A 12,463-nucleotide genomic window follows, 5' to 3' on the forward strand; every position below is an offset into this window, starting at 1 on the left:
GGCTTTTCGCCGGGATCGGTGTGAAGACCGTGGCCTGGCTCATCTCGCCGCGCAGCAGGCGGACGCAGGCACCGTCCTTGAGTTCGATGGCGGNATAGATGATCATCGCGGGCGTCTTCCTATGGCGTGGCTGGCGGTTGTTGGGCAGGCGGCTGTTGAGAAGGCTCAAGGTCCTTGCAGTAGAAGTGTCCGGCAAGCGGCTTTCCCTGCACCAGCGCGTAGAAGGGATGGGTGCCCCAGCGCTTGAAGCCGAGCGACTCATAGAGCGCGATGGCCGCCTCCTGCGTCACCCGGACGTCCAGGTTCAATACCCTGAAGCCGACGCTGCGCGCCTCCTCGACCACTGCCATGGTCAGGCGGCGGGCCAGCCCATGGCCGCGCGCCCAGGGGGCGACGAAGCTGGTGGTCAGCTGGGCGGCATGGGCCTGCGCCTCGTTGTTGCGCGGCGGCTTGACCAGCTGGGCGGATCCGGCCACCACCCCGTCGAGGCGGGCGACGAACAGCACCCGTTCCGGCACCACCAGCACGCCCTTCCAGAAGCGCTCCATCACGTCGCGCGGCGGCGGCTCGACCCAGCCGAAGCCGCCACCGGCGCGGATGGCATCGTCGGCCGCGTCGCACAGGTCGTGCAGGTCCGCGGTCTTCAGCGCATCGATCTTGTCGATGGCGATCTCGGCCATCGGTTCAGACCTTCCAGCGCAGGAAATTGGCGATCAGCGCCAGGCCGGTCGCCTGGCTCTTTTCCGGATGGAACTGGGTGCCGACCAGATTGTCGCGCCCGACCACCGCGGCGAAGGGGCCGCCATAGTCCGCGGACGCGATCAGCGTGTCGGGATCGGCCAGCTTGAACTGATAGGAATGGACGAAATAGGCGTGCGCGCCCTCCGGCAGTCCGGCCAGCACCGGGTGCGGGCGGCGGACATTCAGCTCGTTCCAGCCCATATGGGGAATCTTCAGGGTCGGATCGGATGGATCCAGCTTCACCACCTCGCCCGGGATCCAGCCCAACCCCTCGGTCACGCCATACTCGCGCCCGCGTTCGGCCATCAGCTGCATGCCGACGCAGATGCCCAGGAACGGGCGGCCGCGACGGTGCACCACCTCTTCCAGCGCGTCGAGCATGCCGGGAACCTCCGACAGGCCGCGCTTGCAGTCGGCGAAGGCGCCGACGCCGGGCAGCACCACCCGGTCGGCCCGGCGGACCACATCGGCGTCGGAGGTGACGAGAACAGTGTAGGCGGCCTCGGCTTCACCGGCGGCGCGCTCGATCGCCTTGGCGGCGGAGCGCAGGTTGCCGGAGCCGTAATCGATCAGCGCGACCGTTTCCATGAACGTGACAAACCTTCCGATAGGACGGCGGAGAAGGGTTGGTTGGACCGGGGCCCCGCCGTCAGAGCGATCCGCCGAGCGTGCCCTTGGTGGAGGGCACCGCATCGCGCTTGCGCGGGTCGATCTCCACCCCGGCGCGCAGCGCGCGGGCAAGCGCCTTGTAGCAGCTTTCCACGATGTGGTGGTTGTTCTCGCCATACAGGTTTTCGACGTGCAGCGTCACGCCCGCGGCCATGGCGAAGGCCTGGAACCACTCGCGGAACAGCTCGGTGTCGAAATCGCCGATCTTGTCGCGGGTGAAATTCACCTTCCAGATCAGGTAGGGCCGGTTGGAGAAGTCCAGCGCCACCCGCGTCAGCGTCTCGTCCATCGGAATGTAGGAATGGCCGTAGCGCTGGATGCCCTTGCGGTCGCCCAGAGCCTTCGCCACCGCCATGCCGATGGCGATGCCGGTGTCCTCGGTGGTGTGGTGATAGTCGATGTGCAGGTCGCCGTCGGCCAGGACCGTCAGGTCCATCAGGCTGTGGCGCGACAGCTGTTCCAGCATATGGTCGAGGAAACCAACCCCCGTCTTGACGTCGTAGACGCCGGTGCCGTCAAGGTTCAGCGCGACCCGGATCCGGGTCTCGGTGGTGTTCCGCTCGATCGAGGCGCGGCGGCCGCCGTTGATGGGGGTCTGTTCCATGGCGGTTTTGTAGCAGGAAGCATCCCCACGCGCCAGCATCGGGCACGATTGATGCGCCACCTGTCCATTCCGACGATTGTCCTACAAAGGTGTGCAAGGTACAGTCTTGCACACTCCATACGTGCATATCCGCTTATGACGATCCTCCGGCGCCCGATTGTCCCGATCCTGATCCTCTTCCTCGGCCTTCTGCCGGCGGGGTGTGGCGGCCTGACGCCGCCACCGCCCGTCGGGAATGCCGTGCGCCCGGTTGCTGCCGGGACAACCGCTCCCTTCCGTTTCGGAGAGATGACGATCGGGTCGATGCGGCGGGGAATGCAGATCGGCCGCTATGTCTGGGGCATCGACTGCGCCCCGCCCTATGACGACGTCTATTGGACCAGCGGCGTCAACATGCGGCGTGGCTCCACCTTCGACGAGCGGTTTGCCGAAGTGATGACCGCCGCCGGCTTCGACGTGGTCGGCCGGCCCGGCGGTCCCGACAATCCCGACGGCAATCGCAGCCGCGCCCGTTTCACCGTCCAGGGCGACCTGCGGGACGTGCAGCTGGAGTTGTGCCACCGCACCAACTGGCTGACCGGCAGCAGCAAGGGCAGTTCCGGCACCGGCAGTGTGAAGGTGGAGTGGACGGTCTACGACGCGCGTGGCGGCGGGCTGGTTCACCGAGTGGTCACCACCGGCGCCACCGCGCATGAGAGCGGCGTGCCGCAGGGCGACACCTTTCTGGTCGAGGAGGCCTTCGCCGCGGCGGTGGAGTCCCTGGCCGCCGATGCCGGTTTCCGGGCCCTGTTGTCGGGCGGCACCCTGCCCGCTTCCTCCGCAGCCACGCCGACAGCGCTTCCCTCAATCGCATCGGCCGCATCGGCTGGATCCGGCCCTATCCCGCTGATGCCGGCCGCACCGTCCCCAGCTCCGGCGGTCGTTGCGCCGCCAGTCGCTACTCCACCACCTATTGCACCAGTTCTCCCCGCCCCAGCCGTTCCGGCCGCCGCACTCAGGCCGGCTGCGCCAAGCCGCCTGCTGCTGCGCACGGGAACCGGATCCGCCCGGTTCGCGGCGGCAAGAATACCGGTCGGCGGATCCTACGGGCTGGTGATCGGCGAAACCGATGTGTCAGGCGAGGTGCAGGCGGTGTTGCTGGCTCTCCTGCCCGGATCCGACCCCACAGTCACGGTGCGGCCGGCCCGCGGGGTGGAGCTGACCGGCTGGACGGTCGGGCGCGATGCGGCAAGCGGCTTCGCCTTGGTTCGGGTACCGGCCCGGCTGCCCGCCATTCCCATCCGTGCCGGGACCTTGCATGTCAGCGAACCGGTGCGGATCGTGTCGGCAGGACATCGTCGGGACATCGTCGGCATCGTCGGCGGCTTGCCGCCGGATAGCGGGACCGGCGCCCCCCTGATCCAGGCGGATCTGGGCTCGGCTGCCCTCTTCGGCACGGTGACCGAGGCGGGCGATCCGCTGCTGGACGGAAGCGGTGCGCTGATCGGCGTGGCATCGGCCGCCACCGACTCCGCGGCGAAGCCGGCCGGGCTGGTCGAGTTCCTGGCGCTCGGTCCGCTGCTCGACCGGCTGGGGGCGGATCCGGCCGGCCCCGCCCTGTCATCCGTTCCGGCCCAGCACGGCAAAACACGCCGAAACGGTCCGACCAGGCCGGTGTGGAACGACGACGCAGCCGACGGCGACATGCTTGACGGCGACAGTGCCCCTCCCACATAGACCGGATGTCCTGCCGCCACGAGAGAGGACTCATGCTCCCGCATCGGCGCCTCCGATCCGGGGCGGCGGGGCCGTTTCCCATTCTCCAGCGTGGTTTCCGCATGACCTATTCAGCGTCCAATCCTCACGATCCCATCCAGTGGCACGGCACCACCATCCTGTCGGTGCGTAAGAACGGTCAGGTGGTGATCGCCGGCGACGGGCAGGTCTCGGTCGGCCCGACGGTGATGAAGGCCAACGCGCGCAAGGTCCGCTGGCTGGCCGGCGGCACGGTGATGGCCGGCTTTGCCGGCGCCACCGCCGACGCGATGACCCTGTTCGAACGGCTGGAAGGCAAGCTGGAGCAGTATCCCGGCCAGTTGACCCGCGCCTGCGTCGAGATGGCCAAGGACTGGCGCACCGACCGCTACCTGCGCCGTCTCGAAGCGATGATGGCCGTCGCCGACAAGTCCGTCAGCCTGGTGCTGACCGGCAATGGCGACGTGCTGGAGCCGGAGGATGGGCTGATCGGCATCGGCTCCGGCGGCTCATACGCCCTGTCGGCGGCGCGTGCGCTGATCGACATCGACGGGATGGATGCGGAGGCGGTGGCACGCAAGGCGATGAAGATCGCCGCCGGCATCTGCGTCTACACCAACGAAAACGTCACCCTGGAAAAGCTGTGAGCGCCATGACGACCCAATCCGCTTCCGTCTCCGCCGACAGCGCCGCCTTCAGCCCGCGCGAGATCGTCTCGGAACTCGACCGCTACATCGTCGGCCAGAACGAGGCCAAGCGCGCCGTCGCCATTGCCCTGCGCAACCGCTGGCGCCGGCAGCAGCTGCCCGAGGGCCTACGGGAAGAGGTGCTGCCGAAGAACATCCTGATGATCGGGCCGACCGGCGTCGGCAAGACCGAGATCGCCCGCCGCCTCGCCCGGCTGGCCCAGGCCCCCTTCCTGAAGGTGGAAGCCACCAAATTCACCGAGGTCGGCTATGTCGGCCGCGATGTCGAGCAGATCGTCCGCGATCTGGTCGAGGCCGCCATCGGCCTGACCCGCGAGCGCCTGCGCAAGGAGGTCGCCGCCAAGGCGGAGCTGCGGGCGGAGGAGCGGGTGCTCGACGCGCTGTGCGGCGACAGCGCCAGTGCCGAGACGCGCGCCAAGTTCCGCAAGATGCTGCGCGAAGGCACGCTGAACGACAAGGAGATCGAAATCCAGGTCGCCGACACCGGTGCGCCGGCCGGCATGCCGACCTTCGACATTCCCGGCATGCCGGGCGCCCAGATGGGCATGCTGAACCTGAACGACATGTTCGGCAAGATGATGGGCGGCCGCACCAAGACCCGCCGCATGACGGTGTCCGAAAGCCACGGCGTGCTGATGGCCGAGGAGTCCGACAAGCTGCTGGATCAGGAAAAGGTGGTGGCGGAAGCGATCCGCGCGGTCGAGCAGAACGGCATCGTCTTCCTCGACGAGATCGACAAGATCTCCGCCCGGTCCGATGCCCGCGGCGCCGATGTCAGCCGCGAGGGCGTCCAGCGCGACCTGCTGCCGCTGATCGAGGGCACCACCGTTTCGACCAAGCACGGGCCGGTCAAGACCGACCATATCCTGTTCATTGCGTCCGGTGCCTTCCACGTCGCCAAGCCGTCGGACCTGCTACCGGAGCTGCAGGGCCGCCTGCCGATCCGGGTCGAGCTGAAGGCGCTGAGCCAGGACGATTTCAAGCGTATCCTGACCGAGCCGGAGGCCAGCCTGATCCGCCAGTACAAGGCGCTGATGAAGACGGAGGAGGTCGATCTGGTCTTCACCGACGACAGCATCGACGAGCTGGCCCGACTGGCGGCGGAGATCAACAGCTCGGTCGAGAACATCGGCGCGCGGCGCCTGCACACGGTGCTGGAACGACTGCTGGAGGAGATCAGCTTCGCCGCCAGCGACCGCGCGGGAGAGACCGTCACCATCGACGCCGCCCTGGTCCGCGAGCGGGTCGGCGGGTTGGCGAAGAACGCGGACCTGTCGAAGTTCATCCTGTGAAGAGAGGGGGCGCCCGATCGAGTGCCCGGGCAACTGTCTGGACGGTCGCCCCCTGCTTCACGTGAAACATTCCCCTGCCCGCCCCTATCCGCCGGCCGCCACCTTCACGCTTTTCGGCAGCAGCAGCGCGTAGGTTCCACGGCTCTTCATCACCCCTGCCCTGCGCTCCGCATCATGGCCATGACCCCAGAAGACGTCGCCGCGCACCGGGCCGCGGATCGCCCCACCGGTGTCCTGGGCAACCAGCAGCCGTTGCAGCCGCTGCCCGGTCTCGACCGGGTCCTCGGCATCCAGCCAGACCGGCACCCCATAAGGCATGAACTTGGAATCCACCGCCAGGCTGCGGCCGGGGGTCAGCGCCACGCCCTGGGCGCCATTCGGGCCGTCACCGGTCAGTGGCTGGAAGAAGACGTAGGACGGATTGACGTTCATCACCGCCGAGGCCTGATCGGGATGCGCAAGCAGCCAGTCGCGGATGGTCTGCAACGAGACCTCCTCCCGCTTCAGAGCACCGCGGTCGATCAGCTCCTTGCCGATGGCGACGTATTTGTGGCCGTTCTGACCGGCATAGCCGATGCGGGTTTCGCTGCCGTCCGCCAGCCGGATCCGCCCCGACCCCTGGATTTGCAGGAAGAAAGCGCCGATCGGGTCCTTGACCCAGACCAGTTCCAGCCCCTTGCCCTTGAGTGACCCCGCGACGATGGCGGCGCGATCCTCGTAAGGCTTCAGCTTGCCGTCGATCACGCGGCCGGCGGTGCGCTCGCCCTTCCAGCGGTCGGAGAAATCGCCGAGATCGACCATCACCAGATCGGGCGGCCGGCGGTAGAGCGGCACCGGATAGGCCGGATCCGGGCGCAGGCTGCCCTCCAGCTCGGCCTCGTAATAGCCGGTGAACAGCCCTTCGCGTGTGCCGTTGTTGCCGGCGGCATAGGGAGTGAAGTTGGCCTCGAAGAAAGCGCGGGCGGCGGCATCGTCGCCGGAGGGCAGATCCGCCAGTCCGGCACAGGGAGACAGCCAGTCGCCGACGGTGCCGCCCAGCCCGTTCGGTCCGACCGGCCGGTCTGCCGGCTGGGTCTTGAACCGCGCGCAGGAACGGGCGAGCGCCGGCACCGCCTGGGCAACCGGATCGCTGCGCCAGCCCGGCAGATCGGCGAAGGACAGCGGCGCCAGGGTCAGCGCTTCGGGGGGCGGCTTGGCCTCTTCCCTGGGGGCGCAGGCCGAAAACAGCAACGCCACCGCCCCGAAGAGGGCGATGGCGCTGAAACCGGTACGGTGATGGAAAGCCATTGTTGGTGGTTGTCCATTATTGGACCGGCCGAACCTCAACCAGCACCCAGTTGGGATCGCGGGAACGCAGGTTGCGGGCGAAGGTCCAGACGTCGGTGTTCTCCACCAGGGCCTTGGGATCGCCATCGACGACGGCGCCGGTACGGTCGCGCACCACATTCACCTGATCGGAAACCAGACGCACGGTGACGCGGGCGGTGCGGCCGGCATCCAGCTTGGCTTCCACCACCTCGGCCTCGCGCACCTGCTCGATGCGGGCCTCATGCTGCTCGCCGGCCGCCTGCCGGTCACGGATGACGTGGGCAAAGCTCTCATAGACATCGTCGGCCAGCAGCGGGCGCAGCGTCGCGGTGTCGCCACGGGCGAACGCATCGACGATCATGGCGAAGGCGGCCTTGGCGCCGTCCAGGAAATGCTTCTCGTCGAAATTGGGATCGGCGGCCCGGATCTGGTCGATGGAGGCAGCGAGCGACAGCGGCTCGTCGGACGCGATCACGTCGGCACCGGCTGCGACATCGGGCCGCGGGCGGTTGCGCTCCGGCAAAGGCACGACATTGTCGGGCTTCGCAGCGCCGGGAGCGGACGTGAAGGGGTTGGAGCGCTGCCGCTCCTCCCCCGTCCGGCGGCCGAGAACGCTGCGCAGCCGATAGACGAGGAAGGCCGCGATCATCGCGAAGATCACGATCTCGATGAACACGAACCCGTCTCCCATCATCCGTTCCTTCCAAAACACCGTGCCAAAACGATTTGTCGCGAACGTTGAACCGCGGCGAATTCGCCGGCGGATCCGGCCCGCCTCTGGACCTTGCCGCCGGGCGGCATTACGTGTTGCTTGCCCGGCAGTAACAGCCAATTGGATGAAGTCGCCAGTCTTTGACCGGACGACCTATCCAAACCTAGATAGGGGCAACGAGCCCGAAGAGCAAGGACACCCTGAATCCCCTGTTGGTGATCCTTCTTCTGCCGATCCTGGAGATCGTCGGACTCATCCAGGTCGGCGATTGGATCGGCGCGGGGCCGACCATCGGGTTGCTGGCCCTGTCCGCGGTGGTGGGCGTTCTGCTGGTCCGTCACCAGGGGGTGGCCTCCTTGACCAAGGCCCAGGCGGCGGCCGCACGGGGCGAGGCGCCGATCGGCACGGTGCTGGATGGCTTCTGCGCCGTGCTTGCCGGCATCCTGCTGATCATCCCCGGCTTTCTGACCGACATCCTCGGGATCATGCTGCTGATCCGGCCCCTGCGCCGCGGCATCGGCCGCTGGCTGCTCGGCCGTCTGGGTGCCGGGGTGCCGGTCTTCACCGCAACCACGGGCGGATTCGGCAGCGCCAGCGCCAGCGGTCAGGGCTTCGGCGGCGCGGAGTTCGGCGCTGACGGCCCCCGCCGTGCCGATGACCCGTTCCGTCCCGCCCCCGGCGTGATCGACGTCGATTACCGCGACGTCACTCCCGGAGAAAAAGAGGACGATCGCGAGGCGCCGCGGCTGACCGATTCCCAATGGGGGAAGCACCGCCCGGATGAGCGGCGCTGAGCCGCCGGCCGGCCGGTGGTTTCCGTTGGCAGGACGGCCGATCCGTGATAGCCAGCCCCTTGGGCGAAGGCACAACCGTCGCGAACCAAACCCTGTCACCTCACATCCGGGTCGGCCCGCCGCCCCTGCCCTGGTCCACACCGGGGTCGGGACGCGGGCCGGCGATTAGGAGTCCGTTATGTCCGATCAGATGAGCAACGGCGCCGAGCAGCAGCAGACGTCGTCGCTGCCGATGCATGTCCTCGCGCAGTATGTGAAGGACTTCTCCTTCGAGAACCCCAACGCCCCGCAGAGCCTGCTGCCGAACCAGCCGCAGCCGCAGGTGAACATCGGCGTCGACGTTCAGGGCCAAAAGGTCGGCGACGACATCTACGAGCTGACGCTGAACCTGCGCTGCGAAGCCCGCCAGGGCGAGTCGGTCGCCTTCCTGGTCGAGCTGGCCTATGGCGCGCTGTTCCAGTTCCCCGGCCTGCCGGAAGAGCATCACCGCCCGGTCCTGATGATCGAAGGCGCCCGGATGATCTTCCCGTTCGCCCGCGCCATCGTCTCCAGCGCGACCCGCGAAGGCGGCTTCCCGCCGCTGATGATCAACCCGATCGACTTTGCGGAGCTGTATCACCGCCAGTCGGCCCAGGAGGCCGCGCCGCAGCAGCCGCCCTTCTGATCTCCGAAGGATCAGGAGGCCGCGCTGAGCCGAAAAGAGAAAGGGCGGGTGACCGGAAGGTCCCCGCCCTTTTTTCTGTTCCGCCCTCCCCCGGAGGGGAAGGCGGATCCGGCACAATCCTACTGGTTCATGCTTTCGAAGAACTCGTTGTTCGACTTGGTGTGCTTCAGCTTGTCGACCAGGAAGTCGACCGCGTCGGTCACGCCCATCGGCATCAGGATGCGGCGCAGGATCCACATCTTCGACATCGTGCCCTTGTCGACCAGCAGCTCCTCCTTGCGGGTGCCCGACTTGGAGATGTCGATGGCCGGGAAGGTACGCTTGTCCGAGAGCTTGCGGTCCAGCACGATTTCCGAGTTGCCGGTGCCCTTGAACTCTTCGAAGATCACCTCGTCCATGCGGCTGCCGGTGTCGATCAGCGCGGTGGCGATGATGGTCAGCGACCCGCCCTCTTCCACGTTGCGGGCGGCACCGAAGAAGCGCTTGGGCCGCTGCAGGGCATTGGCGTCGACACCGCCGGTCAGCACCTTGCCGGATGACGGCACCACCGTGTTGTAGGCGCGGGCCAGACGGGTGATGGAGTCCAGCAGGATCACCACGTCGCGCTTGTGCTCGACCAGCCGCTTGGCCTTCTCGATCACCATTTCCGCGACCTGGACGTGGCGGGTCGCCGGCTCGTCGAAGGTGGAACTGATGACCTCGCCGCGGACCGAGCGGGCCATGTCCGTCACTTCTTCCGGACGCTCGTCGATCAAGAGGACGATCAGATAGGCTTCGGGATGGTTGGTGGCGACCGAGTGGGCGATGTTCTGCAGCATCACCGTCTTGCCGGTGCGCGGCGGCGCCACGATCAGCCCGCGCTGCCCCTTGCCGAGCGGCGCCACCAGATCGACGATGCGGCCGGTGAGGTTCTTCTTGGTCGGGTCCTCGACCTCCATCCGGATGCGTTCTTCCGGATAGAGCGGCGTCAGGTTGTCGAAGTTGATGCGGTGACGGACCTTGTCAGGCGCATCGAAATTGATGGTGTTGACCTTCAGCAGGGCGAAATAGCGTTCGCCATCCTTGGGCGAGCGGATCTGCCCTTCCACCGTGTCGCCGGTGCGCAGGCCGAAGCGGCGCACCTGGCTGGGGCTGACGTAAATATCGTCAGGACCCGGCAGATAGTTGGCTTCCGGCGAGCGCAGGAAGCCGAACCCGTCCTGCAGCACCTCCAGCACGCCGTCGCCGAAGATCGGAATGTCGTTCTCGGCCAGCTGCTTCAGGATCGCGAACATCATGTCCTGCTTGCGCAGCGTGCTCGCGTTCTCGATCTGCAGCTCCTCCGCGAACGCCAGCAGTTCGGCGGGGCTTTTGCACTTCAGCTCTTGGAGATGCATCGGATTGCCTGTGAAATCGTCATGCGGGGGAATGGCCTTGGGGATGGGGGGTGCCGGAGGGTCCGGCCGACGGCGGCTGGGGGCGGCGGAGGCCGCAACGCGGTCGCGTCGGGTGGGCAGCGGGTGGTGCTTCGGCGAAGGCGCACCAGGGCGTCCGGAAAATGGCCGCACGGAAGCGATTCGCCAGCCACCAGGCCCGGCTCAAGATCAGAGCGTCGGATCGGCAGATGTGGGCGTGGGAGGCCGCGGGGCGAAAACCCCGTGGTCCTGACATGGTTATCGGATCGGCGGGCGCAAGTCAAACGAAAGCGAAACCGGCGCAGGTCGCGGATTCCGCTTTTTCCGGGGGGTGGAAGACCGGGGATTCACCTGCGGCCGGTCAGAAGGGCTTCACGATGACGAAGATGACGATGCCGATCATCAGCAGCGTCGGCACCTCGTTGGCGATGCGGTAGAAGCGCTGCGGCCGCCTGTTGCGGTCCTCGGCGAAGTCCCGGCGCCAGCGGGCCATCATCATGTGGCTGACGGTCAGCAGCAGGACGAACAGCAGCTTGGCATGCAGCCAGCCCTGCTTCATCCACTCCGGAGTCAGCACGATCATGGCGATGCCGAACACGTAGGCCGCTATCATCGCCGGATTCATGATGGCGCGCAGCAGGCGGCGTTCCATCACCTTGAAGGTCTCCGACGCCTCGGATCCGGCCGGCACCTGGCAGTGATAGACGAACAGGCGCGGCAGATAGAGCAGCCCCGCCATCCAGGCGATGATGCTGATGACGTGCAGCGCCTTGATCCATTCGTACAGCACCGGGCGTGTTCCCTTTTGTCTTTGCGGTTCGGCAGTTGCAACTCAGGGCCGCACCTGCGGGCAGCCGGAGAAGTTGGATGGGCAGACCCGGTCGCCCTTCTGCGAACAGATCGCCGCCTTGCCAGCGACGGTCTGACGCACCAGCTTGGCCAACCGGTCGATGAAGCCGGGATGGACCCCGACAGTGGGCACGCGGGTGAAGTGCGGCACCCCCGCCTCCTTGGCAAGGTGGCGGTATTCGACCTCGATCTCCACCAGCGTCTCGGAATGCTCCGACACGAAGGCCATCGGCACCACCAGGATCGGCACGCCGTCCTGGCCGGCGCGGCGGATCTCGGCGTCGGTGCTGGGGCCGATCCACTCCATCGGGCCGACACGGCTCTGGTAGCAGTTGATCCAGTCCAGATCGTCGATGCCCAGCGCCGCGGCGATGGACTCTGCGGTCCGCTCGCACTGCCACTGATAGGGGTCGCCGGCGGCCACCACCTTCTTCGGCAGCCCATGGGCGGAGAACAGGACGCGCGGCTTGCCATGGGCCTTGGCGGCCTCGTAGAGCGGGCGGATCAGGTCCGCCGCGCCGTCGATGAAGCCGGCCTGGGTCGGGTAGCAGCACAGCAGCCTCGTCGGCGCCGTCAGCCCGACGGTGCGCGCCGCCTCATGCCACGCCTTGGCGCTCGATGCCGTGGTGGTGGTGGAGAATTGCGGATAGAGCGGCAGCAGCACCACCAGATCCGGGTCGTAGGCCTTCACGCGGGCGGCCGTCTCGGCGCTCATCGGGTGCCAGTAGCGCATGGCGATGAAGACCTTGGTCTCCGCCCCGGCAACGGCCGGATCCGCCCCCAGCATGGCTTCCAGCGCCGCCGCCTGGGCTTCCGTGTTCTCCAGCAACGGCGACTTGCCGCCGATCTGCGCATAGATCGCGGTCGCCGGCTTGGCCCGCCGTCCGCTGATCAGGCTGGCGATCATGAAACGGAACGGGTTCGGCAGCCCGATGATGGCCNGATCGGCGAACAGTTGAAACAGAAAGGCCGCACCGCCTCCGGCGCGTCCGGAC

13 protein-coding genes are annotated in these 12,463 nt (G+C 67.3%); 5 read left to right on the plus strand and 8 right to left on the minus strand.

All coding sequences use genetic code 11. The features are described 5' to 3' along the window. Window positions 1-119: 119 nt before the first annotated feature. The 3 genes from I71_RS25000 to hisB all read right to left on the minus strand — a co-directional run bounded on the left by I71_RS25000 (window position 120) and on the right by hisB (window position 2,014). Entirely contained in the window at window positions 120-680 is a 561-nt protein-coding gene (locus tag I71_RS25000) for a GNAT family N-acetyltransferase (protein ID WP_042700094.1), read from the minus strand. A 4-nt stretch (window positions 681-684) separates the two neighbouring features. Continuing rightward, window positions 685-1,329 (minus strand): imidazole glycerol phosphate synthase subunit HisH, encoded by a 645-nt coding sequence (gene hisH / locus I71_RS25005; RefSeq protein ID WP_042700097.1) that lies wholly within the window; start codon window positions 1,327-1,329, stop codon window positions 685-687. Between the two features lie 61 nt (window positions 1,330-1,390). Continuing rightward, complete coding sequence (hisB, locus tag I71_RS25010; protein WP_042700118.1) at window positions 1,391-2,014, minus strand: imidazoleglycerol-phosphate dehydratase HisB; 624 nt, start codon at window positions 2,012-2,014, stop codon at window positions 1,391-1,393. 135 nt (window positions 2,015-2,149) lie between these two features. On the opposite strand from hisB, the gene I71_RS25015 reads away from it, so the two are divergent. From I71_RS25015 to hslU, 3 genes are all read left to right on the plus strand, one after another. Further along, window positions 2,150-3,730, plus strand: coding sequence for a S1C family serine protease (locus I71_RS25015; RefSeq protein ID WP_042700100.1), 1,581 nt, complete (start codon window positions 2,150-2,152; stop codon window positions 3,728-3,730). Window positions 3,731-3,831: 101 nt separating this feature from the next. Next, complete coding sequence (gene hslV, locus I71_RS25020) at window positions 3,832-4,395, plus strand: ATP-dependent protease subunit HslV (protein WP_042700103.1); 564 nt, start codon at window positions 3,832-3,834, stop codon at window positions 4,393-4,395. Between the two features lie 5 nt (window positions 4,396-4,400). Next, window positions 4,401-5,747, plus strand: coding sequence for an ATP-dependent protease ATPase subunit HslU (gene hslU / locus I71_RS25025; protein WP_042700121.1), 1,347 nt, complete (start codon window positions 4,401-4,403; stop codon window positions 5,745-5,747). Window positions 5,748-5,831: 84 nt separating this feature from the next. Here the strand turns inward: hslU and I71_RS25030 are convergent, their stop codons facing one another. Further along, window positions 5,832-7,034: a murein transglycosylase A gene (locus I71_RS25030; RefSeq protein ID WP_042700106.1), complete on the minus strand. Its 1,203-nt coding sequence runs from the start codon at window positions 7,032-7,034 to the stop codon at window positions 5,832-5,834. Between the two features lie 16 nt (window positions 7,035-7,050). Further along, a complete protein-coding gene (locus tag I71_RS25035; RefSeq protein ID WP_042700108.1) occupies window positions 7,051-7,746 on the minus strand; it encodes a Tim44/TimA family putative adaptor protein in 696 nt (231 codons plus the stop codon). Between the two features lie 236 nt (window positions 7,747-7,982). Between I71_RS25035 and I71_RS25040 the strand changes: the two genes are divergently transcribed. Both I71_RS25040 and secB read left to right on the plus strand, forming a co-directional pair. Continuing rightward, window positions 7,983-8,561 carry an FxsA family protein gene (locus I71_RS25040; protein ID WP_244434037.1) on the plus strand — a complete coding sequence of 193 codons (579 nt, stop codon included), beginning with the start codon at window positions 7,983-7,985 and terminating at the stop codon, window positions 8,559-8,561. 178 nt (window positions 8,562-8,739) lie between these two features. Beyond that, on the plus strand, window positions 8,740-9,225 hold the full coding sequence (secB, locus tag I71_RS25045; RefSeq protein WP_042700113.1) for a protein-export chaperone SecB: 486 nt from the start codon (window positions 8,740-8,742) through the stop codon (window positions 9,223-9,225). Window positions 9,226-9,344: 119 nt separating this feature from the next. Here secB and rho read toward each other — a convergent pair whose 3' ends face one another. From rho to hemH, 3 genes are all read right to left on the minus strand, one after another. Beyond that, window positions 9,345-10,601: a transcription termination factor Rho gene (gene rho / locus I71_RS25050; RefSeq protein ID WP_014249179.1), complete on the minus strand. Its 1,257-nt coding sequence runs from the start codon at window positions 10,599-10,601 to the stop codon at window positions 9,345-9,347. Window positions 10,602-10,980: 379 nt separating this feature from the next. Continuing rightward, a complete protein-coding gene (hemJ, locus tag I71_RS25055) occupies window positions 10,981-11,409 on the minus strand; it encodes a protoporphyrinogen oxidase HemJ (protein ID WP_083897387.1) in 429 nt (142 codons plus the stop codon). 42 nt (window positions 11,410-11,451) lie between these two features. Further along, window positions 11,452-12,463: ferrochelatase (gene hemH / locus I71_RS25060; RefSeq protein ID WP_083897388.1), on the minus strand; the 1,012-nt coding region annotated here is incomplete at its 5' end.

Source organism: Azospirillum sp. B506 (assembly GCF_000333595.1).
In the GTDB taxonomy this organism is placed as follows: Bacteria; Pseudomonadota; Alphaproteobacteria; order Azospirillales; family Azospirillaceae; genus Azospirillum.